General features: G+C 61.2%; 17 protein-coding genes and 1 pseudogene. 8 read left to right on the top strand and 10 right to left on the bottom strand.

Annotated elements, in window-relative coordinates; translation table 11 throughout:
* The first annotated feature begins 10 nt into the window (after positions 1–10).
* The gene (pcaC, locus tag M0746_RS18905; RefSeq protein WP_025110738.1) at positions 11–403 is read left to right on the top strand and encodes a 4-carboxymuconolactone decarboxylase; all 393 of its coding nucleotides are present in this window, start codon (positions 11–13) and stop codon (positions 401–403) included.
* Positions 404–857: 454 nt separating this feature from the next.
* Here the strand turns inward: pcaC and M0746_RS18900 are convergent, their stop codons facing one another.
* The 4 genes from M0746_RS18900 to emhA all read right to left on the bottom strand — a co-directional run bounded on the left by M0746_RS18900 (position 858) and on the right by emhA (position 8,326).
* Complete coding sequence (locus M0746_RS18900) at positions 858–2,117, bottom strand: OprD family porin (RefSeq protein ID WP_258450216.1); 1,260 nt, start codon at positions 2,115–2,117, stop codon at positions 858–860.
* Positions 2,118–2,558: 441 nt separating this feature from the next.
* Positions 2,559–4,019, bottom strand: a complete 1,461-nt coding sequence (gene emhC, locus M0746_RS18895) for an efflux RND transporter outer membrane subunit EmhC (protein WP_258450215.1) — start codon at positions 4,017–4,019, stop codon at positions 2,559–2,561.
* Positions 4,016–7,165 carry an efflux RND transporter permease subunit EmhB gene (gene emhB, locus M0746_RS18890; RefSeq protein WP_258450214.1) on the bottom strand — a complete coding sequence of 1,050 codons (3,150 nt, stop codon included), beginning with the start codon at positions 7,163–7,165 and terminating at the stop codon, positions 4,016–4,018. Before emhB ends, emhC begins: the two co-directional genes overlap by 4 nt.
* A gap of 3 nt (positions 7,166–7,168) precedes the next feature.
* Complete coding sequence (emhA, locus tag M0746_RS18885; protein WP_258450213.1) at positions 7,169–8,326, bottom strand: efflux RND transporter periplasmic adaptor subunit EmhA; 1,158 nt, start codon at positions 8,324–8,326, stop codon at positions 7,169–7,171.
* 266 nt (positions 8,327–8,592) lie between these two features.
* Between emhA and emhR the strand changes: the two genes are divergently transcribed.
* Positions 8,593–9,225 (top strand): efflux system transcriptional repressor EmhR, encoded by a 633-nt coding sequence (emhR, locus tag M0746_RS18880; protein WP_208938414.1) that lies wholly within the window; start codon positions 8,593–8,595, stop codon positions 9,223–9,225.
* Positions 9,226–9,618: 393 nt separating this feature from the next.
* Here emhR and M0746_RS18875 read toward each other — a convergent pair whose 3' ends face one another.
* The 3 genes from M0746_RS18875 to M0746_RS18865 are packed head-to-tail and all read right to left on the bottom strand — an operon-like array spanning position 9,619 to position 12,207.
* The gene (locus M0746_RS18875) at positions 9,619–10,668 is read right to left on the bottom strand and encodes an alkene reductase (RefSeq protein ID WP_258450212.1); all 1,050 of its coding nucleotides are present in this window, start codon (positions 10,666–10,668) and stop codon (positions 9,619–9,621) included.
* Between the two features lie 36 nt (positions 10,669–10,704).
* Positions 10,705–11,871 carry an MFS transporter gene (locus M0746_RS18870; protein ID WP_258450211.1) on the bottom strand — a complete coding sequence of 389 codons (1,167 nt, stop codon included), beginning with the start codon at positions 11,869–11,871 and terminating at the stop codon, positions 10,705–10,707.
* 33 nt (positions 11,872–11,904) lie between these two features.
* The gene (locus tag M0746_RS18865) at positions 11,905–12,207 is read right to left on the bottom strand and encodes an ArsR/SmtB family transcription factor (protein WP_007917068.1); all 303 of its coding nucleotides are present in this window, start codon (positions 12,205–12,207) and stop codon (positions 11,905–11,907) included.
* Positions 12,208–12,374: 167 nt separating this feature from the next.
* Here M0746_RS18865 and M0746_RS18860 point away from each other — a divergent pair, with 167 nt between their 5' ends.
* Positions 12,375–12,953 (top strand): acyl carrier protein phosphodiesterase, encoded by a 579-nt coding sequence (locus M0746_RS18860; RefSeq protein WP_258450210.1) that lies wholly within the window; start codon positions 12,375–12,377, stop codon positions 12,951–12,953.
* Between the two features lie 122 nt (positions 12,954–13,075).
* Here the strand turns inward: M0746_RS18860 and M0746_RS18855 are convergent, their stop codons facing one another.
* Positions 13,076–13,867, bottom strand: coding sequence for a lysophospholipid acyltransferase family protein (locus M0746_RS18855; RefSeq protein WP_258450209.1), 792 nt, complete (start codon positions 13,865–13,867; stop codon positions 13,076–13,078).
* Positions 13,867–14,622, bottom strand: a complete 756-nt coding sequence (gene olsB, locus M0746_RS18850) for an L-ornithine N(alpha)-acyltransferase (RefSeq protein ID WP_206416047.1) — start codon at positions 14,620–14,622, stop codon at positions 13,867–13,869. Before olsB ends, M0746_RS18855 begins: the two co-directional genes overlap by 1 nt.
* Before the next feature lie 153 nt (positions 14,623–14,775).
* Here olsB and M0746_RS18845 point away from each other — a divergent pair.
* The 5 genes and pseudogenes from M0746_RS18845 to M0746_RS18825 all read left to right on the top strand — a co-directional run bounded on the left by M0746_RS18845 (position 14,776) and on the right by M0746_RS18825 (position 19,158).
* Positions 14,776–15,653, top strand: a pseudogene (locus M0746_RS18845) (acyl-CoA dehydrogenase).
* A gap of 168 nt (positions 15,654–15,821) precedes the next feature.
* Complete coding sequence (locus tag M0746_RS18840; RefSeq protein WP_258450208.1) at positions 15,822–16,901, top strand: serine hydrolase domain-containing protein; 1,080 nt, start codon at positions 15,822–15,824, stop codon at positions 16,899–16,901.
* Entirely contained in the window at positions 16,898–17,188 is a 291-nt protein-coding gene (locus tag M0746_RS18835; RefSeq protein ID WP_258450207.1) for an amidase, read from the top strand. Before M0746_RS18840 ends, M0746_RS18835 begins: the two co-directional genes overlap by 4 nt.
* Before the next feature lie 220 nt (positions 17,189–17,408).
* On the top strand, positions 17,409–17,999 hold the full coding sequence (locus M0746_RS18830) for a YceI family protein (RefSeq protein ID WP_208938406.1): 591 nt from the start codon (positions 17,409–17,411) through the stop codon (positions 17,997–17,999).
* A gap of 1 nt (position 18,000) precedes the next feature.
* Complete coding sequence (locus M0746_RS18825) at positions 18,001–19,158, top strand: phospholipase D-like domain-containing protein (protein WP_258450206.1); 1,158 nt, start codon at positions 18,001–18,003, stop codon at positions 19,156–19,158.
* A gap of 131 nt (positions 19,159–19,289) precedes the next feature.
* Here M0746_RS18825 and bglX read toward each other — a convergent pair whose 3' ends face one another.
* Entirely contained in the window at positions 19,290–21,581 is a 2,292-nt protein-coding gene (gene bglX / locus M0746_RS18820) for a beta-glucosidase BglX (protein ID WP_258450205.1), read from the bottom strand.
* Between the last annotated feature and the right edge of the window lie 157 nt (positions 21,582–21,738).

Genomic DNA, 21,738 nt, shown 5'->3' with positions numbered 1-21,738 from the left:
GGGATTTTTCGTGGACGAGAAACAACGTTACGACGACGGCATGCAAGTGCGCCGCGCGGTGTTGGGCGATGCCCATGTCGACCGCAGCCTGACCACGCTGACCGAATTTAACTCCGAATTCCAGGAGATGATCACCCGCCACGCCTGGGGCGATATCTGGACACGCCCGGGCTTGCCACGCCACACCCGCAGCCTGATCACCATCGCCATGCTCATCGGCATGAACCGCGAAGGCGAACTGAAACTGCACCTGCGCGCCGCCGCCAATAACGGCGTGAGCCGCGGCGAGATAAAGGAAGTGATCATGCAGAGTGCGATCTACTGTGGGATACCAGCAGCGAATGCGACGTTTCATCTGGCTGAGTCGGTGTGGGATGAACTCGGTGTTGAATCCCGGGAATAATGTCACCTGAGCTGACGCCATCGCTGGCAAGCCAGCTCCCACAGGTTTTATGTCGTGCGCAAGATTTTGTGTTCAATGACCCTCCCTGTGGGAGCTGGCTTGCCAGCGATAGCGGTGCATCAGTCACATGAAAATTCGACTGAGCTGACGCCATCGCTGGCAAGCCAGCTCCCACAAGGTTTATGTTCTGCGCAAGATTTTGTATTCAACGACCCTCCCTGTGGGAGCTGGCTTGCCAGCGATAGCGGTGCATCAGACACATAAAATGCGACTGACCTGACGCTATCGCCAGCAGGCTGGCTCCCACAGGGTTAAAGGTTGGCCGCAGGATATGGGTACAACGCAAAACCCCTGTAGGAGTGAGCCTGCTCGCGAAGCGGTGTGTCAGTCAAAGATGATTCGACTGATCTGCCGCCATCGCGAGCAGGCTCGCTCCTGCAATTTGGAGCGGTGTTTACAGCAGGCTGATCGGGTAGCTGACGATCAAGCGGTTCTCATCGAACTCGTTGTTGCTGAAATCCCGGCGCATGGTCGAGTTGCGCCATCTGACATTAAGATCCTTGAGCGTGCCGCTCTGCACGGTGTAGCCCAGTTCCGATTCGCGACCCCATTCTTTGCCGTCGGTGATAGCGCCGGTGTGCACGTTGTCGCCGCTTATGTAGCGGTTCATCAGAGTCAGGCCGGGGATGCCGGCAGCGGCGAAGTTGTAGTCGTGGCGCAACTGCCAGGAGCGTTCCTGTGCATTGTCGTAGCTGGCGTTGTAACTGTCGTTGGCCAGCGTCCCGCCGCTGGTGCCGTTGACCCGCATCCACGCGCTGTCGCCGGTGAGTTTCTGCAGGCCGACGTAGAAGGTGTTGCCGCCGTATTTGGCCGAGAACATTCCGTACCAGGTCTTGTTATCCAGGTCGCCGGCGCGGGCGCTGCCATCTTCCTTGCCATAAAAGAAGCCGAGGTTGGCGCCCAGCGTCCAGTCGCCGAGCGGCTGGCTGTGCAGCACATTCAGGTACTGCTGGCTGTAGATGTCCTTGAGTTGCGCGTTCCATAAGCCGATCTGCGTGCGCTTGTCGTTGAACAGGTATTCGCCGCCCTGGAAGTTGAAACGGTCGGAGGTGAACGCGGCTTTGCCGGTCATCGACATGTCGCTCATGCTGCTGTCGTCACGCGGGCTGTTGGCGCGGAACTGGCCGCCATACAGGGTCAGACCGTCGATTTCCTTCGAGGTGATCTGCCCGCCGCGAAAGGTCTGCGGCAGCGAGCGACCGTCATCCGAACGCAGGATCGGCAGCACCGGCATCCACTCGCCGACCTTCACTTCAGTCTGGGAAAACTTCGCTTTGAACGCCACGTTGGTGCGGCCGAAATTATCGGCCGGGCGACCATCGCGATCGAGCGGCAACAGTTGCGTGCCGCCAGTGCCTTTACCGCCATCGAGCTTGACCGAATACAAACCGAGCACGTCCATGCCGAAGCCGACGGTGCCCTGGGTGAAGCCCGATTTGGCGTCGAGGATGAAACTTTGCGTCCACTCTTCAGCCTTGCCCTGGGCCTTGGTCGGGTTGGTGAAGTTGCGGTTGATGTAGAAGTTGCGCAGGTTCAGGTTGACCTTGGCGCCTTCGACGAAACCGGCTTCTTCGGCTGCGGCGGGCAGGGCCGCGCCGGTCAGGGCCAAAGCGATCAGGCCGGGAAGTGCGTAGGGCGCAGGGGAAGCTTTCATGGGCGTGGGTCTCTCTTGTTTTTTTAGGGCGAACGAGGGCGCTGGCGCCGGTTTTCAGGGCGCAGGCGGGAATTGCATTGGTAGATGAAACGGATTGATCAGCCGGGCGGGGCAGGGCGCTGGAGCATGGTGTCGAACCTGATGTTATTGGTTTTATTGAGTGAATGGTGCGGGGCGCGCGGGGCTGGATTCAATTGGGGAAAGCGGGTTTTGGGCGGTTATCGAACGCAAGATTGGGGGGCGTTTTGTGGTGACCAGGCGGCCGCCATCGCTGGCAAGCCAGCTCCCACAATGTTCTCAGGTGTACCCAAATCAATTGAACAACTGAAACCCTGTGGGAGCTGGCTTGCCAGCGATGGGGCCAGTTCAGGCAATAGAGCTTTCTGCCAGGCAACAAAAAGCCCACCAAACGGTGGGCTTCTTGTGTTCAGCGGATGAAGATCAGAACAACTTCATCTTCGGTGCTTCTTCTTTCAGCGGTTCGTTCTGCGCGGTCTGCGCATTCCAGCCGCCGCCCAAGGCCTTGTACAGGTTGACCGCACTGGTCAGCTGCGCGAGGCGGTCGGTGATCAGCGCCTGTTGCGCGCTGAACAACTGACGCTGGGCGTCGAGGAAGGTCAGGTTGCTGTCGACCCCAATGCGGTAGCGACGCTCGGCCAGGCGGTAGTAATCCTGGTTGGCCTGCACGAAGTCACGCTGCGCTTGCAGCTGCTCGGTGTAGGTCTGGCGCGCGGCGAGGCCGTCGGCGACTTCCTGGAAGGCCGTTTGAATGGACTTCTCGTAGTTCGCCACGCCAATGTCCTTCTGGATCTTGGCGTAATCAAGGCTGGCGCGCAGGCTGCCGGCGTTGAAGATCGGCAGGTTGATCTGCGGCTGGAACAGCCACGTCCCCGAACCACCCTTGAACAAACCGGACAGGTCCGGGCTCAGGCTGCCCGCGTTGGCGGTCAGGCTGATGCTCGGGAAGAACGCTGCCCGCGCCGCGCCGATGTTGGCGTTAGCGGCCTTCAGGTTGTATTCGGCCTGGAGGATGTCCGGACGCCGCTGCAGCAGGTCCGACGGCAGACCGGCCGGCACATCGCTGAGCAGGTCGTCGGACAGCGGTTTGGCGGTCTGCAGATTGGCCGGGATACCGGTGCCGAGCAGCAGGGTCAGGCTGTTTTCATCCTGCGCGACCTGGCGGGTGTACCGTGCCAGTTGCGCCCGGGCGTTTTCCACGGAAGTGCGCGACTGCGCCAGATCCAGCGCCGAGGCTACACCGACTTCGTTGCTGCGGCTGGTCAGCTTGTAGCTTTCTTCGAAGGCACCGAGGGTGTCCTGGGTCAGCTTGAGCAGTTCCTTGTCCGCTTGCCAGGTCAGGTAGGCATTGGCGACGTTGGCGACCAGACTGATCTGCGTGCTGCGCCGCGCTTCTTCGGTGGCGAAGTATTGTTGCAGCGCTTGTTCGCTCAGGCTGCGCACCCGACCGAACAGGTCAAGTTCATAAGCGCTGATGCCGACAGTGGCAGAGTAGGAGCTGGTGATGCCCGATTCGCCAGTCTGCGAGGCACGGGCCGGAACCCGCTGACGGCTGCCGGCCGCATTGGCCGACACTGCCGGGAACAGATCGGCGCGCTGGATGCGGTACTGCGCCGCGTACGCGTCGATGTTCAGCGCCGCGACACGCAGGTCGCGGTTGTTTTCCAGGGCCACCTGGATCAGCTGTTGCAGCGCCGGGTCATGGAAAAACTGCTTCCAGCCCTGCTCGGCAGCGGTCTGCGCCGGTGCCTGGGCCGGCGAATACGCCGGCCCCTGCGGGTACTGGCCTGCGACCGGAGCCTCAGGCTGCTGATAATCAGGTATCAGCGAGCAACCGCTCAGCACGAAGGCGGCGACTGCGATGGAGAGTAGCGACTTGCTCATTGGCCAGCCTCTTTAGGAGTTTCAGGCGTTTCATCCGTGTCAGCATTTTTGCGCTGGCCCATGGACGAAACCGTAACGAAGAACAGTGGGACCCAGAAGATCGCCAGGATCGTGGCTGTGAGCATACCGCCAATCACGCCCGTACCGATCGCATGTTGACTGCCTGAACCGGCGCCGGTGGAGATCGCCAACGGTACAACACCAAGGACGAAAGCCAGCGACGTCATGATGATCGGTCGCAGACGCATGCGGCAGGCTTCGATCGCCGCGTCACGCAGGCTGCGTCCTTGCTCATGCAGTTCCTTGGCGAATTCGACGATCAGAATGGCGTTTTTAGCCGCCAGACCGATGGTCGTCAACAGGCCCACCTGGAAGTACACGTCGTTGGACAGCCCGCGCAGGCTGGTGGCCAGCAGCGCACCGATGATCCCCAGCGGTACCACGAGCATGACGGCGATCGGAATCGACCAGCTCTCATACAACGCCGCCAGACACAGGAACACCATCAGCAGCGACAGGGCATACAGCGCCGGCGCTTGCGAACCCGACAGACGTTCCTCGTAGGACAGGCCGGTCCAGGAGATACCGACACCGGCCGGCAGCTTCTTGGCGATCGCTTCGACTTCGGCCATCGCTTCACCGGTGGAGTAACCCGGCGCCGGAGAACCGAGGATCTCCATCGCTTCCACACCGTTGTAACGCGCCAGTTTCGGCGAACCGTAAATCCACTCGCCCTTGGCGAACGCGGAGAACGGCACCATGGTTCCGGCGCTGTTGCGCACGTACCATTTCTTCAGGTCTTCAGGGCTCATGCGAGCACCGGCCTGACCTTGTACGTAAACCTTCTTCACACGACCACGGTCGATGAAGTCGTTGACGTAGCTACTACCGAAGGAGATCGACAGCGTGCTGTTGATGTCGGTGAGGCTCAAGCCAAGGGCCTGGGCTTTCTCGTCGTCGATTTCCAGGTGATATTGCGGTTCATCGTTGAGGCCGTTCGGACGCACCTGATAGAGCACCTTGCTCTGAGCGGCGAGGCCGAGGAACTGGTTACGCGCCTCCATCAGCTTGTCGTGACCGATACCGGCGCGGTCTTGCAGGAACACGTCGAAACCGGTGGCGTTACCCAACTCCAATACCGCAGGCGGGGCGAAAGCGAACACCATGGCATCGCGGAAAGTGAAGAAGTGTTGCTGGGCACGTTGGGCCAGGGCAAACACGCTGTTGTCCGCGTTACGCTCATCCCACGGCTTGAGCATGATGAACGCCAGGCCAGAACTCTGACCGCGACCGGCGAAGTTGAAGCCGTTTACGGTGAACACCGAGGACACTGCGCCTGCTTCTTTATCCAGCAGGTAGCTGCGCATTTCGTCGATCACCACCTGAGTACGCTCGGCACTCGAACCGGCCGGGGTCTGGACCTGGGCGAACAGTACGCCCTGGTCTTCTTCCGGCAGGAACGCGGTTGGAATGCGGGTGAACAGCCAGATCATGCCGACGACGATCAGCAGGTAGGCCAGCAGATACGGAATTTTGCGCTGCAGCATGTTGCCGACACCGCGCTCGTAGCTTCTGACACCACTGTCGAACGTGCGGTTGAACCAGCCGAAGAAGCCTTTCTTCGGCGTGCCGTGCTCACCTTTCGGAATCGCCTTGAGCATGGTCGCGCACAGGGCCGGGGTGAAGATCAGCGCCACCAGCACCGACAGGGCCATGGCCGAGACGATGGTGATCGAGAACTGCTTGTAGATCACACCGGTAGAGCCGCTGAAGAATGCCATCGGCAGCAGTACCGCCGACAGTACCAGGGCGATACCGACCAGAGCGCCCTGAATCTGGCCCATGGATTTCTTGGTCGCTTCCTTCGGTGACAAGCCCTCTTCGCTCATCACCCGCTCGACGTTTTCCACCACGACGATGGCGTCGTCCACCAGCAAGCCGATGGCCAGCACCATACCGAACATGGTCAGGGTGTTGATGCTGAAACCGAACGCCGCGAGGATGCCGAACGTACCCAGCAATACCACCGGCACGGTCATCGTGGTGATGACGGTGGCGCGGAAGTTCTGCAGGAACAGGAACATCACCAAAAACACCAGCACGATCGCTTCGACCAGGGTTTCAACCACACCTTTGATCGACTCGGTCACCACCGGAGTGGTGTCGTACGGGAATACCACTTCCATGCCTTGCGGGAAGAACGGCTTGAGGTCGTCAATGGTCTTGCGCAGCGCCTTTGCGGTGTCGAGGGCGTTGGCACCGTTGGCCAGTTTTACCGCCAGACCAGAAGCCGGGCTGCCGTTGAACTGCGCAGAAATGCTGGAGTTTTCACCGCCCAGACCGACGTCAGCGACGTCGCCGACACGCACTTGCGAGCCGTCCTGGTTGACCTTCAGCAGAATCGCCTTGAACTGCTCGGCCGTCTGCAGACGCGTTTTGCCGATGATCGTGGCGTTCAGTTGCTGGCCTGGCAGCGCCGGCAAACCGCCGAGCTGACCGGACGAGACCTGGACGTTCTGCGCCGAGATCGCCGTGCTGACATCGCCCGGGGTCAGGTTGTACTTGTTCAGCTTGGCCGGGTCGAGCCAGATGCGCATCGCGTACTGGGCACCGAAGACCTGGAAGTCACCGACACCGGCGGTCCGCGAGATCGGGTCCTGCATGTTCGACACGATGTAGTTGGACAAGTCGTCCTTGGTCATGCTGCCGTCACGCGATACCACGCCGATCACCAGCAGGAAGTTTTTCACTGCCTTGGTCACGCGGATACCTTGTTGCTGCACTTCCTGCGGCAACAGCGGGGTGGCCAGGTTCAGCTTGTTCTGGACCTGTACCTGCGCGGTGTCGGAGTTGGTGCCTTGCTCGAAGGTCGCGGTGATGGTCATGCTGCCGTCGGAGTTACTTTCCGAAGACACATAACGCAGGTTGTCGATACCGTTGAGCTGCTGCTCGATCACCTGGACCACGGTGTCCTGCACGGTTTGCGCCGAGGCGCCCGGGTAGGTCACGGAGATCGCAATGGCCGGTGGCGCAATGCTCGGGTATTGGTTGATCGGCAATTTCAGGATCGAAAGTGCCCCGACCAGCATGATCACCAGGGCAATTACCCAGGCGAAAATCGGACGGTCGATAAAGAATTTTGACATGGATTACTCCCCTTTGCCGCCGGCGGCTTTGTCAGCTGCCTGTGCGGGGGCCGGGTTCTTGGTGCCGACGTTGGTCGCTTCGGTCGGTTTGACCTCCACACCTGGTTTAACGTACTGCAGACCCTCGGTGATCAGACGATCGCCAGCCTTCAGGCCGTCTTCGATCAGCCACTGGCTGCCGACGGTGCGGCTGGCCTTGAGCTGACGCAGTTCGACCTTGTTGTCCGGGCCGACGACCAGTGCGGTCGGCGTGCCTTTGAGGTCGCGGGTCACGCCTTGCTGCGGCGCCAGAATGGCCGCGGAGTTGACACCGGCCTGCAACTGGGCGCGTACGAACATGCCCGGCAACAGGGTGTGATCCGGGTTCGGGAACACGGCGCGCAGGGTCACCGAGCCGGTGGTCGGGTCGACCGTCACTTCGGAGAATTCCAGCTTGCCATCCAGCTTGTACTGGGTGCCATCTTCCAGGGTCAGCTTCACTGCTGCGGCGTTGTCGCCGGACTTCTGCAGGCGACCGCTTTCCAGCTCGCGGCGCAGTTGCAGCAGTTCGACCGACGACTGGGTCACGTCGACGTAGATCGGGTCGAGCTGCTGGATCGTCGCCATCGCATCGGCCTGGCCATTGCTGACCAGCGCGCCTTCGGTGACCGCGGAGCGACCGATACGGCCGGAGATCGGCGCGTACACCTTGGTGTAACGCACGTTGATCTGCGCAGTCTGCAACGACGCTTCCGATTCCATGCGGTTGGCCACGGCGGTGTCGTATTCCTGACGGCTGACGGCCTGCTCATCGACCAGTTGCTTGTAGCGGTCGGAGATCGACTTGGTCGAACGCAGGTTGGCTTCGGCGCTTTTCAGGGTCGCTTCATAGACCGACGGATCGATCTGATACAGCTGCTGGCCGGCTTTGACGTCGGCACCTTCCTTGAACAGGCGCTTGAGAATGATGCCGTTGACCTGTGGACGCACTTCGGCGATGCGGAACGCGCTGGTGCGGCCCGGCAGTTCGGAAGTCAGGGTAAAGGCTTGAGGTTGCAGGGTGACGACGCCGACCTGAGGGGGCGGAGCGGCCGGTGCCGCTTCTTCCTTTTTACATCCGCTGAGCAGCGATGCCAGGGCGACGGCAGTGACCAGAGCGGTAACAGCTGGCTTGAATTGCATGAAGATCCTCGGGTCAGGCGCGCACAAAGCGCACAAGAAGTGTGAAGGGGTAAAAAATTCGTACCGGGTGGATAAGTAGCTTGCTAAGGAATATACTTACGTTCATGGTTGTTTGTAAATACCTTCGGCGCGTACCCACCCTGTTACAAAAGTCGTCGCAAGGTTCGAAATTGTAGGCCGGGGAGACGGTTCACGAGAGATCGCCCCCTCTTTATTCAGCGGATATTCAGCCATCCCTGAAACATCCTGTTTGAGGTTTTACTGCCATGGTCCGTCGTACCAAAGAGGAAGCTCAGGAAACCCGCAGCCAGATTCTGGAAGCGGCCGAGAAAGCCTTCTATGAAAGGGGGGTTGCCCGCACGACCCTGGCGGACATCGCGACCCTGGCCGGTGTGACGCGCGGTGCCATTTACTGGCATTTCAGCAACAAGGCCGATCTGGTCCAGGCCATGCTCGACAGCCTGCATGAGCCGCTGGAAGAACTGGCCAAGGCCAGCGAAAGCGAGGACGAACCGGACCCATTGGGCTGCATGCGGCAGTTGCTGATTCATTTGTTTCATCAAGTTGCGCTGGACCCGAAAACCCGGCGCATCAACGAAGTTCTGTTTCATAAGTGCGAATTCACCGATGAAATGTGCGATCTGCGCCAGCAGCGCCGGACGGCCAGTCTCGAATGCAACGTGCGCATCGGCCTGACCCTGCGTAATGCGGTAAATCGCGGCCAGTTGCCGGAAGATCTCGACACCGCCCGTGCGGCCGTGAGTATTCACGCCTGGATCGACGGCCTGCTGTACGGCTGGCTGCTCGCACCGGACAGCTTCGAACTGCACGCCGAAGCCGAGCGTTGGGTCGACACCGGGCTGGATATGCTGCGCCTGAGCCCCAGCCTGCGCAAATGAAACAAAATGCGTAATTGACACAGCTTATGTCAATTGGCCTTCCTGTATATAGGTGGGCGGCGGGGGAGTTTATACGTAGCAGGCTGCGCATTTTGTAGGGAAATTGTGTCGCTGTTGTGAAATTGAGTTGCCCGTTTGCCCTCACCCTAGCCCTCTCCCGGAGGGAGAGGGGACTGACCGCGTTGTTGATTCAATCTACGCCGACCTGAAATATCCAGCCGAACTTAACATTCGAATACCACACAAATCGGCTCCCTCTCCCTCGGGAGAGGGCTGGGCGGGCGGCGTTCCGATGAGGGGCTACGCACACAGCTGCGCAATCACTCCCCAGTCGAACACAAAAAAGCCCCCAACTCTCACAAGTCAGGGGCTTCATCATTTCTACACGACCGCTTACAACGTCGGATAATCGATATAACCCACCGGCCCCTTGCCGTAGAAGGTTTCAGGATGCGGCTCATTCAACGGCGCATCGGCCTTCAAACGCGCCGGCAGGTCCGGGTTGGCAATGAACGGCACGCCGAACGCCACCGCATCAGCCTTGCCAGCCGCCAGCCATTCGTTGGCGCTGTCCTTGGTGAATTTCTCGTTGGCGATGTACGGGCCGCCAAACGCTTCTTTCAGTTGTGGACCCAGGCTGTCGGCACCTTCTTTTTCACGCGAGCAGATGAACGCGATACCGCGCTTGCCCAGTTCCCGCGCCACGTAGGTAAAGGTCTCGGCCAGGTTGTCGTCGCCCATGTCGTGGGAGTCAGCGCGCGGTGCCAGGTGCACACCGACACGGCCGGCGCCCCAGACTTCGATCGCGGCGTCGGTCACTTCCAGCAGCAGACGTGCACGGTTTTCCAGCGAGCCACCGTACTGGTCGGTGCGCTGGTTGGTGCTGCTCTGCAGGAACTGGTCGAGCAGGTAGCCGTTGGCGCCGTGGATTTCCACGCCGTCGAAACCGGCGGCTTTGGCGTTCTCGGCACCGGTGCGGTAGGCGTCGACGATGTCGGCGATTTCAGCGGTTTCCAGCGCACGCGGGGTCGGGTAATCGGCCAATGGGCGCACCAGACTGACGTGACCTTTTGGCTGAATCGCGCTCGGCGCCACTGGCGCTTCACCGTTGAGGTACGACGGATGAGAGATGCGGCCGACGTGCCACAGTTGCAGGAAGATCTTGCCGCCTGCGCCATGAATGGCTTTGGTCACGTTGGCCCAGCCACGCACCTGGTCGTTGGACCAGATGCCCGGGGTGTCCGGGTAGCCGACACCCATCGGCGTCACCGAGGTGGCTTCGCTGAGGATCAGGCCGGCCGAGGCGCGCTGTACGTAGTATTCGGCCATCAGCGCATTCGGCACGCGGCCTTCGTCGGCGCGGCAACGGGTCAGTGGAGCCATGATGATGCGGTTGCTCAGCTCGATGTCGCCGAGTTTGATCGGGTCAAAAATAGTCGCCATGTCTACAAGCCTCTCTTAATTAAGGAGGAAAGTTGATCAGTTGGATGCAGCGGCCAGCTCGGCATTGCCGTTCTGGCGGAAAGTAATCAGGGTTACCAGCAGGGCCAGTACGGCCAGCGCAGCGGCGGCCAAAGGCACGCTGGTCAGACCATAACCGTGGGCGATGACCGTACCGCCGACCCAGGCGCCGAGGGCGTTGCCGACGTTGAACGCGCCGATGTTCAGGGTCGAGACGAGGTTCGGTGCTGCCTTGCCGAAGGTCACCACGTTGACCTGCAGCGCCGGCACCGCGGCGAAACACGCGGTGGCCCAGAGGAACAGGGTGATTTCGCTCGGGATCAGCGCAGCGCTGGTCCAGCTCAGCACGGTAGAGACCACAGCCATGGCGATGAACACGCCGATCAGCGTGGCGGCCATGCCTTTGTCGGCGAGTTTGCCGCCGATGATGTTGCCGACGGTCAGACCGAGGCCGATCAGCATCAGCGTCCAGGTCACGCCACGCGGCGAGACACCGGTGACTTCACCGAGCAGCGGCGCAACATAAGTGAACAGGGTGAACACCGAGGCGGCGAACAGCGCAGTCATGCTCAGCGACAGCCAGATACCGGCGCCTTTGAGGGCGGCGAGTTCGGCGCGCATGTCGAGTTTTTCTTCGTCACGCTTGGCTGGCAGGAAGCGGATCAGACCGATCAGCGCAATCACGCCGATCACGGTCACCGCCCAGAAGGTCGAACGCCAGCCCGCGTGCTGACCCAGCGCCGTACCGAGTGGCACGCCAAGCACGTTGGCCAGCGTCAGGCCGGTGAACATCAGCGCTACGGCGGAAGCGCGTTTGTTCGGCGCGACCAGATTGGCTGCCACCACCGAACCGATACCGAAGAACGCACCGTGGCACAGTGCGGTGATCACGCGGGCGAACATCAGCACGTTGTAATCACTGGCGATGGCGCAAAGCAGGTTGCCGACGATGAAGATGCCCATCAGTGCGACCAGTGCCGCCTTGCGTGGCAGCTTTGCCGTGGCCATCGCCATGAACGGCGCGCCGATCGCCACGCCGAGGGCGTAACCGGTCACCAGCCACCCAGCGCCGGGAATCGACACACCGAGATCAGCCGCGACATCGGGCAACAGGCCCATGATGACGAACTCGGTGGTGCCGATGGCGAAGGCGCTCAAAGCGAGGATGAGAAGCGAAAGGGGCATGCGGGTTTCCTTGCGGCTGACTGACGTCAAGGGTCAGAGCTCTTTACTGAGGGTGCTGAGGAACGCCTGGATCACGTCCTCGTTACGTTTGAAAAAGTGCCATTGCCCGGCCTTCTGGCTGCTGATCAGCCCGGCGCGTTGCAGGGTCGCCAGATGCGCGGAAACGGTCGATTGCGACAGGCCGCAACGCTGATCGATCTGCCCGGCGCAGATGCCGTACTCGTGGTTGTGCAACTGCTCGGGGAATTCGTTCTTGGGGTCTTTCAGCCAGTTGAGGATGTCTCGCCGTACTGGGTGCGCCAGGGCTTTTATTATTTCGTCGAGGTCAAGGTTCATGGCAGGGCTCGTGTTGGCAGTGGCGATATATCGCGATAAGGCGAACTTTAAATCGTTGGATCGCGATATACCAATATGATTTCGTTCTGATCAGCGCATGAATCGCTATATCGGGTTATAACGATATATGGCTGCCGGCCCGCCTGGCGCAGTGCTAAGCTGCGCCCATGAACTATCTCGCACATTTGCATCTCGGTGGTCAGCGCCCCGGCCAGTTACTCGGCAGCCTGTATGGCGATTTCGTCAAAGGCCGGCTGCAGGGGCAGTTTGCCCCGGAGGTCGAAGCGGCCATCCAGCTGCATCGCCGCATTGACGTATTCACAGATCGCCATCCGCTGGTGGACATTGCCTTGGGCCGCTTCAGCGAAACCCGTCGGCGTTATGCGGGAATCGTCCTTGATGTGTTTTTCGATCACTGCCTGGCGCGGGACTGGTCGCTATACGCCGAGCAACCGCTGGAGGTATTTACCGCTGGCGTTTATCAGGTGCTTTCCAGTGAGCGGCAACTGCCGGAGCGTCTGGCGAAAATCGCGCCGCACATGGTTGCCAATGATTGGCTGGGGTCGTATCAGGAGTTCGAAGTGCTGGAGCAGGTGTTGCGCGGGATTTCGCGGCGGTTGACTCGGCCCGAAGAGTTGGCCGGAGCAATGCAGGAATTGCGGCGATTGTATGAACCGCTGAGTGAAGACTTCAGTCTGTTTTACCCACAACTGCAGGACTTTGCACTGCAATCACATACAACCTGAATCCCTGTGGGAGCTGGCTTGCCAGCGATAGCATCGGCACATTCAACTTTGATGTTGATTGATCCACCGCTATCGCGGGCAAGCCCGCTCCCACAGGGGTAAGGTGAACAGGGATTTGTGTTTCAGGCAGCGATTGCCGGACGCATTGGGGATTGTCGGGCCTCAGGAATCGAGCCAAACAACGCCTTCTGCACCGCCTGCTGCGCTTCGAACGCCAGTGCGGCGCGTTCGCGGCCTTCACAGGCAATCGGCTTGAGCAAATGCACCTCGACATCGCCGCAGTCATTGCTGAACAGGCGCATCAGGTGCGAGAGCAAATCGTCGTCGCCAATGAACGGCGCCAAGGTATCGACTTCGCCATGGCGCAGGTAACGAATCGCGACCGGTTGCAGCATCACTTGCGAATCAATCGCCGCCGCCAGCAAGCGACCGTGAAAAGTGCGCAGCGAGCGGCCGTCGGTGGTGGTGCCTTCGGGGAACATCAGCAAGGCGTGTTCGCTTTGCAGATGGCGGGTCATCTGCTTGCGGATCAACTGGCTGTCACCCGAGCCGCGGCGGATGAACAGGCTGCCGGCCTTCGCCGCGAGCCAACCCGCGACCGGCCAGGTGCGCACTTCGGCCTTGGACAGAAACGACAGCGGCGTGAGCATGCCCAGCAGCGGAATATCGGTCCAGGACACATGATTGCTCACCCATAGCATCGGCTGCTTCGGCAGTTCGCCGTGCACGCTTACGCGAAAGGGCAGGGCGTTGCTCAGGCGCGCCATGAAAAAGCGCGACCAGCGCTGGCGCCGCTCCATCGAATGCGCCAGGCCGATGCGCTCGAATACCCCGAATACGCCGGCCATGCTCAAGCCCAGCGAGACCACCAGCAGCACCCGCGCGATTCGCGCGTACACCCGCAGCCGGCTCATCACACGGCCGCCTTGAAGTGTTTGGCGTAGCGCGGGCAGAGTTCGTCGCGCTTGAGCAGGATGAACACGTCGGCGACCTGGAAATCTTCGTCCCAGCACGGCTCGCCGCAAATCTTCGCGCCCAGGCGCATGTAGGCCTTGAGCAGCGGCGGCATTTCCGCGATTACGTTGGAAGGAATATCCAGGGTCGGCAGCGGATTTTTCGGCTCGGCGCGCAAGTGTTCGGTGCACAGATAACGTTCGCGCAGGCGCTGCATGATCGCGTGGGCCTGAATGCCGCCGTCCTGCATCGGAATGCTCGCGCAACCCATCAGGTAGCTGTAGCCGCCCTGATTCAGCACTTCGGCCAGTTCGCCCCAGAGCACGGCGATGGTCCCGCCGTTGCGGTAGGCCGGATCGACGCAGGTGCGACCGATTTCCAGAATCGGGCCTTGCAGATGCGCAAGACCGTGCAGGCTGAATTCTTCTTCGCTGTAAAATTTGCCCAGGCTGCTGGCAGCGGTGTGATCGAGCAAACGGGTCGTCGCCACCAGACGCCCGGTGTTCAGGTCACGCACGCCGATGTGGCTGCAGTGAACATCATAGTCATCCATGTCCAGACCCAGTTCAGCGCCTTTCAATTTGGCGTTGAACTCGCCGCTGAAAACGGCGAAGCGCAGGGCCTGGGCTTGCTGCAAGGCTTCGGCGCCGACCAGGCGTTCGGCTTGCAGGCGGCGTTCATTGCCGGTGTCGCTGATGCGGGCGATTTGCGTCATGTGAATCTCCGTACGGGCCTTGAACCCGTCGTGGGTTGCAGCCGATCGACTTTCTTTATGCAGCCGTGTTGTGCAAAGTCAGGCTATGTAGCCCCGGTGTCATCGCCATGAACGTTCGGTGATGCTTATATGACAGCCCACAAGGAGACGCCCGTGCCCTGGTCAGATCTGCTGCAACTTAGTGAACGCTTGCCCGTCGTCGCCGACCTCGCGGAGGGGTTCGCGACGTTGTTGCAGACGCTGGGCACCGTCTCGCCGTTTGAACTGGCGGTCGCGGGTGGGCGGCGCATGGCGACGCCGGGGCTGGCCTTTCTGGTCGGCTATCAAGCGGCGTTGCGCATGCTCTGGCCGAGCGCGCCATTGAGCCTCGGCGCGTTGTGCGCCACCGAACAGCGCAGCCTGCGCCCGGCGGACCTGCAAACGCGTCTGAACGGTTTGCGTCTGAGCGGGCGCAAGGATTTCGTCACGGCCGGCGATGCGGCTGACTGGCTATTGGGGCCGCGCGCAGCGAACAATCCGGCGAAACGCCGCGCCTGACGTTGGCGGTGGTCTACCCCGGCGAGCCCGGCGTGAGCGTGGAAAAACTGCCGGCACTGCCGTTGATGCCGGACATCAGCCACGGTCGCCTGCACCTGGACGGCGCGTTGTGCGAACTGCTCGCCGGCGATGGCTGGGATGCGTACGTCAAACCGTTTCGCACCCTTGAAGACGTCTATGTGCTCAGCGCGATGACCGCGTGGCTTTACGGCGTCGGCCAGGACAATGACTGGCCGCAGACGCTGCAATTGCGTTTGCTGGCGCTGTTGGCCGGGTGTGCTGAAGCGAGCCGGCTAGCGCCGGATAATCCGGCAGGGCATGTGTTGCTGGGCGGGTTGTTTGCGCAGTTTGAGGCGCTGGCTGGCGAGGTGGAGCAGGCGCTGGCCGCTGGCCCGGTGGAGTGGGCGCAAATGTGGCAGCGGGACAAAGGCGTGATGCAATTGGCGGCGGGGGCTCGGGCGACGCGGTTGGCCAAGGCTTTGGCGGCGATTTAAAGGGCCTCATCGCGAGCAGGCTCACTCCTACAGGGGATCGTGTTTCTTCAACTGGAATGCGGTCGAATTGTGGGAGCGAGCCTGCTCGCGAAGGCGGCCGCAAGAGCACCACACATCTGTCATAAACCCCAACTAGTCTCAGCAGGTTCATTTCCCAGAGCCTCGACCATGTTCAAAGGTCTGTCCCTGTTCCTGCTGCTCATCAGCTTCACCGCCCGCGCCGAACAATGGCCCGGCGAGCAATGGTCAACCGCCCCGAAGATAACCGGCCCAGCCGTAGAGGCGCTGGAAACCTTCGCCTTCCCGCCGCGCGATGACAGCACCCGCCAGGGCATCCGCACCGACGCCTTGTTGATCATCCGCGACGGCCAGATCATCTACGAACGCTACGCCGGCCCGACCACCGCGCAAACCGCGCACCTGACCTGGTCGATCAGCAAAAGCCTGATGGCCACCGTGCTCGGCGTGGCGTATGGCGAAGGCCTGTTCAAGCTCGACGACCCGGCCGCGCAGTTTTATCCGCCATTGGCAAACCACTCCGGGATCAAAATCGCCGACCTGCTGCACTGGGCCTCGGGCATCGACTGGCAGGAAGACTACGAATACGCCCCGCTGAAATCCTCGGTAGTGGCGATGCTCTATACCCGCGGTCATCGCGACATGGCCGCGTTCGCCGCTGATCATCCGACCTTCGCTGAACCGGGTCAGGCGTTTCGTTATTCCAGCGGCGACAGCAACCTGCTCGCCGCCGCGCTGAAAGGCATGCTCGGCCCGCAGCGTTATGCCGATTACCCGTGGACGGCATTGTTCGAACCGCTGGGCATTCGTCACGCCGTCTGGGAAACCGATGCCAGCGGCACGTTCGTCGCTTCGTCCTACGCCTATCTCACCGCGCGAGATCTGGCGCGGGTCGGGCTGCTGATGGCCCGCGACGGGCGCTGGCAGGACCGGCAATTGCTGCCCCAGGATTGGGTCGCGTTCAACCGCGAACCCTTCGCCGGCTACAAGGCCGGTCAGGACGAAGCCGTGCCCGGCGGCCATTGGTGGCTTAACCGCGCGGTGGACGGCGCGCTATCACCATGGCCCGCCGCGCCGCCCGACACCTTCGCCGCGCTCGGCCATTGGGGCCAGGCGCTATACGTGATTCCCAGCCAGAAACTGGTCATTGTGCGCTACGCCGATGATCGCGACGGTGGTTACCGCCACAACGAACTGCTTGCCCGCGTGCTCAAGGCGGTGCAGCCATGAAGCGCTTGTTGCTGCTGGCCATGCTGCTCGGCTGGATGGCTTACGAGCGCGAAAATCTATGGGCCTTCCCGGACATCATCAGCGCCTACACTGCCAAGGAATATTGCTCGTGCCGTTATGTGATGAACAACGACGCGCAATACTGCCGTGGCTATGTAAAGCAGTGGCTGCCGATCAGCCAGTTCACCGATGACCCCGCCAGCAAAACCATCACCGTCAGCGGCATGGGCCGCAGCAATAGCGCGCGGTGGCTGAGCGAACGCCATGGCTGCCGCCTTGATCCCTGACCACACTCGATTCCCTGTGAATGGAGGTCATGTGGGAGCTGGCTTGCCAGCGATTGCAGTGGATCAGCCAGCGAAAATTTTGCCTGTGACGACGCTATCGCTGGCAAGCCAGCTCCCACAAGGGTCTCATCAGTGCAGGCATCTATGGTGATCTTCAGTTTGCAATAAGTTGGCGGGCGGTTAATGTTCGGCTCAGGTTTATCGCCCCCACGAGTGCTCAATGTTCAACCGCTCCCTGTACACAACCCTTTCTAGCCTGCTGCTGGCCGCCGCCGCATTGCCGGCTCAAGCCAATTGGTATCTGGACGGCGAGTCGTCGCGGCTGTCGTTCGTCAGCACCAAGAACGCCAGCGTTTCCGAAGTGCAGCGCTTTCTGGTGCTGCACGGCAAGGTCGATCCCAATGGGCGTGCCGAAGTCGAAGTCGAACTGGAGTCGATCAACAGCGGCATTCCGCTGCGCGATGAGCGTATGCGCAAGGAGCTGTTCCAGATCGAGCAGTTCCCCGAAGCGACGATCACCACGCAGATCGACCTGCGCCCGATCAACGATCTGGCCCCCGGCGCGCAGCTGGAATTGCGCCTGCCGCTGACCGTCAAGCTGCATGGCAAGCAACACGAATATCCCGCTGAGCTGCTGGCGACGCGGCTCGATGACCGACGCTTTCAAGTGGTGACGCTGGAGCCGCTGGTGATCAACGCCGCGGATTTCGACCTCGCGCCGGGGCTCGAAAGTCTGCGCAAGCTTGCCGATCTGTCGGCTATCAGTCTGTCGGTACCGGTCGGTGCGGTGCTGATCTTCACGGCGCGCTGACATGCGCGGCGCAGTGTTTCCCTGGCGCGACGGCAACCGCTTCGAGCTGTTGATCGACGGCCCGCAATTCTTTCCGCGGATGCTCGAGCACATCGCCGCCGCCAAAGAACAGATCGAACTGGAACTGTATCTGGTCGAGGCCGGCGCCTGCGCCGACACCATCGTCCAGGCGCTGGTGGCGGCCGCCGAGCGCGGTGTGCGCGTGCGCTGCCTGTTCGATGATTACGGCAGCCTCGCGTTTACCCTGCACTTGCGTCAGCGCCTGAGCGCTGCCGGGGTTGAACTGCGGTTCTATAACCGCTTGAACTGGCGGCGCTGGGTCGGCAATTTCTATCGCGATCACCGCAAACTGCTGCTGGTCGATCAATGTCTGGCGGTGGTCGGCGGCACCGGTGTCACTGACGAATTCTGGACGCCGGGCGAGGACGCCAGCGAGTGGCACGAAGTGATGGTGCAGATCAGCGGCCCGCTGGTGATCGACTGGCAATTGCTGTTCGACCGCCAGTGGATCGCCAACCGTTACCGCCGCGCCTGGCGTCCGGCGGCACATTTCGGCCTGCCGCGTTTGCCGCGTGTGCCGGACAAGGGCGAGGGTATGGGCCGCGTGGCTTATGCCGATGCCCGCCAGCATCGCGACATTCTGCAATCGTTGTTTCGCGCGCTGAACAGCGGGCAGAAACGTATCTGGATGGCCACGCCGTATTTCCTGCCGACCTGGAAAATCCGTCGCTCGCTGCGCAAGGCGGCTGCGCGCGGCGTCGACGTGCGGTTGCTGCTGACCGGGCCGCGCACCGATCACCCGTCAGTGCGCTACGCCGGGCATCGCTACTACCCACGACTGCTCAAGGCCGGCGTGCAGATCTTCGAATACCAGCCGTGCTTTTTGCATCTGAAAATGGTGCTGGTGGATGAGTGGGTGAGCATCGGTTCGTGCAACTTCGATCACTGGAACCTGCGTTTTAATCTGGAAGCGAATCTGGAGGCGCTGGATCCGTCATTGACGGCAGCGGTAGAGGCGAGTTTTGTCAGGGATTTCGGGCTGAGTCAGTTGGTCAGCCTCGAGGAATGGCAGCGCCGGCCGTTGTGGCGGCGGGTCAAGCAGCGGGTGTGGGGCTGGGTGGATCGGTTGGTGGTGAACATCCTCGACAGACGCGGCTAGCGGGCACACCCAAAAACACTGTGGGAGCTGGCTTGCCAGCGATGAGGCCATCACATTCAACAGATCAGTTGACTGTTAAGCCGCCATCGCTGGCAAGCCAGCTCCCACAGGTTTATGTGTTACCTGAAAAATTAGAGCAATTCGAAGCTTTGTTGCGTCACGCTCTGCGAATCCAGGCCGATCTGTACGTTGAACTTGCCCGGTTCTGCCGCGTACTTGAGCTGGGCGTTGTAGAACTTCAGGTCATCCTCAGTGATGGTGAAGTGCACGACTTTCTGTTCGCCGGCCTTGAGCATGATTTTCTGGAAGTTCTTCAGTTCTTTCACCGGGCGGATCATCGAGCCGGTGACGTCCTGAATGTACAGCTGCACCACGGTTTCGCCGTCACGCTTGCCGGTGTTCTTGACCATCACGCTGGCGTCGAGCTTGCCGGTGGCATTCAGTGTGGTCGACGACAAGGCCATGTCGCTCAGGGCGAAGGTGGTGTAACTCAAGCCATAACCGAACGGGAACAGCGGCCCGGTGGTGTCATCGAAATACTGCGAGGTGTAGTTGCCCGGCTTGCCCGGGGTGAACGGCCGGCCAATGCTCAGGTGGTTGTAGTAGGTCGGAATCTGCCCGACGGAGCGCGGGAAGGTCACCGGCAGTTTGCCCGATGGGTTGTAGTCACCGAACAGCACGTCGGCAATGGCGTTGCCACCCTCGGTGCCGCTGAACCAGGTTTCCAGAATCGCGTCAGCCGACTGGTTCTCTTCGAGAATGGTCAGCGGGCGGCCGTTCATCAGCACCAGCACCAGCGGTTTGCCGGTGGCTTTCAGCGCACGGATCAGCTCGCGCTGGGTTTGCGGAATGTTCAAGTCAGTGCGGCTCGAGGATTCGTGGGACATGCCACGGGATTCGCCGACTGCCGCGACAACAACGTCAGCGTCTTTGGCGGCTTTCACCGCTTCGTCGATCAGCACGCTGGCCGGGCGCGGATCATCGACCACTTCCGGCGCATCGAAGTTGAGGAAGTTCAGGTAGTCGAGGACCTTCTTGTCGCCAGTGATGTTGGCGCCACGAGCGTAAACGAGCTTCGATTTGTCGCCGATCACCGCGCTCATGCCGTCGAACAGCGTCACCGATTGCGCCGGACGACCGGCGGCGGCCCAACTGCCCATCATGTCGATCGGCGCTTTGGCCAGCGGGCCGACCAGCGCGACTTTCGCGGTTTTCTTCAGCGGCAGGGTTTCATTCTGGTTCTTCAGCAACACCAGGCTACGACGCGCGACTTCGCGAGCCTCGGCACGGTGCAGACGGCTTTCGGCGTAGGTGTCGGCCGGATCATCCTCGGCCTTGCCGATGCGCAGGTACGGGTCCTTGAACAGGCCCATGTCGTATTTGGCGGCGAGCACTTCACGCACCGCGTTGTCGATGTCTTTCTGTTCGATGTCGCCGGACTTGAGCAGCCCCGGCAGTTCCTTGCCGTACAGGGTGTCGTTCATGCTCATGTCGATACCGGCCTTGATCGCCAGTTTCGCTGCTTCACGACCGTCGCGAGCGACGCCGTGTTTGATCAGCTCGAAAATCGCCCCGTGGTCGCTGACCGCCAGGCCCTTGAAGCCCCAGTCCCTGCGCAGCAGATCGTTCATCAGCCAGGTATTGGCCGTGGCCGGAATGCCGTTGATCGAGTTCAACGCGACCATCACCCCACCGGCGCCGGCATCGATCGCAGCGCGGTACGGCGGCAGGTAGTCCTGGTACATCTTCACCGGGCTCATGTCGACGGTGTTGTAGTCGCGACCGCCCTCGACCGCGCCGTACAGGGCGAAGTGCTTGACGCTGGCCATGATGCTGTCGGCGGCGCTCGGAGTGGCGCCCTGATAGGCGCGGACCATGACCCCGGCAATGCGCGAGGTCAGGTAGGTGTCTTCACCGAAACCTTCGGAGCTGCGGCCCCAGCGCGGGTCGCGGGAAATGTCGACCATCGGCGCAAAGGTGATGTCGAGGCTGTCGGCAGCGGCTTCCTTCGCCGCCACGCGACCGGACTGGCCGATGGCGTCCATGTCCCAGCTCGAGGCGAGGGCCAGCGGAATCGGGAAAATCGTACGGTGACCGTGAATTACGTCGTACGCGAAAAACATCGGAATCTTCAGGCGGCTGCGCATGGCGGCGTCCTGCATCGGCCGGTTTTCCGCACGGGTGATCGAGTTGAAGGTGCCACCGATGTTGCCGGCGGCGATTTCTTTGCGGATCAGCTCGCGGGGCATTTCCGGGCCGATGCTGATCAGGCGCAACTGGCCGATCTTTTCATCGAGGGTCATCTGGCCCATCAGGTTGCTGATGAACGCGTCCTTGTTTTCCAGAGGGACCGCAGTCGTGGCGGCCAGTACCTGGTGACTGGCCAGGCTGACGAACAGGCCCAGCAAACACAGCTTCTTCATGAATGTTTTTCTCAAGGGCCCAAGCGGTGACGAAACACCGGCCAGCCAAAATGTAAGGAGCGACTATTGTTGTTCGGGTGCCGGCTCGAATATTCAGAGCCAAAAAACCACAGCCGACAGCGGCAGCGTGAACGCGAAGGGCACTTTTTAGCCCATA

This window comes from Pseudomonas sp. S11P7, from assembly GCF_023195435.1.
Classification (GTDB): Bacteria; Pseudomonadota; Gammaproteobacteria; order Pseudomonadales; family Pseudomonadaceae; genus Aquipseudomonas; species Aquipseudomonas fluorescens_G.
Note: the sequence above shows the minus strand (reverse complement) of the source record. Positions and strands in the feature narration are given on the sequence as shown.

Coding starts and splice junctions, on each gene's coding strand:
- M0746_RS18865 (WP_007917068.1), bottom strand. CDS start 12,207: ATGAACCTTGACCTCGACGAAATAATAAAAGCCCTGGCGCACCCAGTA.
- emhA (WP_258450213.1), bottom strand. CDS start 8,326: ATGCAATTCAAGCCAGCTGTTACCGCTCTGGTCACTGCCGTCGCCCTG.
- M0746_RS18870 (WP_258450211.1), bottom strand. CDS start 11,871: ATGCCCCTTTCGCTTCTCATCCTCGCTTTGAGCGCCTTCGCCATCGGC.
- emhB (WP_258450214.1), bottom strand. CDS start 7,165: ATGTCAAAATTCTTTATCGACCGTCCGATTTTCGCCTGGGTAATTGCC.
- M0746_RS18835 (WP_258450207.1), top strand. CDS start 16,898: ATGAAGCGCTTGTTGCTGCTGGCCATGCTGCTCGGCTGGATGGCTTAC.
- M0746_RS18900 (WP_258450216.1), bottom strand. CDS start 2,117: ATGAAAGCTTCCCCTGCGCCCTACGCACTTCCCGGCCTGATCGCTTTG.
- M0746_RS18855 (WP_258450209.1), bottom strand. CDS start 13,867: ATGAGCCGGCTGCGGGTGTACGCGCGAATCGCGCGGGTGCTGCTGGTG.
- M0746_RS18840 (WP_258450208.1), top strand. CDS start 15,822: ATGTTCAAAGGTCTGTCCCTGTTCCTGCTGCTCATCAGCTTCACCGCC.
- emhC (WP_258450215.1), bottom strand. CDS start 4,019: ATGAGCAAGTCGCTACTCTCCATCGCAGTCGCCGCCTTCGTGCTGAGC.
- M0746_RS18825 (WP_258450206.1), top strand. CDS start 18,001: ATGCGCGGCGCAGTGTTTCCCTGGCGCGACGGCAACCGCTTCGAGCTG.
- bglX (WP_258450205.1), bottom strand. CDS start 21,581: ATGAAGAAGCTGTGTTTGCTGGGCCTGTTCGTCAGCCTGGCCAGTCAC.
- M0746_RS18875 (WP_258450212.1), bottom strand. CDS start 10,668: ATGGCGACTATTTTTGACCCGATCAAACTCGGCGACATCGAGCTGAGC.
- M0746_RS18830 (WP_208938406.1), top strand. CDS start 17,409: ATGTTCAACCGCTCCCTGTACACAACCCTTTCTAGCCTGCTGCTGGCC.
- olsB (WP_206416047.1), bottom strand. CDS start 14,622: ATGACGCAAATCGCCCGCATCAGCGACACCGGCAATGAACGCCGCCTG.
- M0746_RS18860 (WP_258450210.1), top strand. CDS start 12,375: ATGAACTATCTCGCACATTTGCATCTCGGTGGTCAGCGCCCCGGCCAG.
- emhR (WP_208938414.1), top strand. CDS start 8,593: ATGGTCCGTCGTACCAAAGAGGAAGCTCAGGAAACCCGCAGCCAGATT.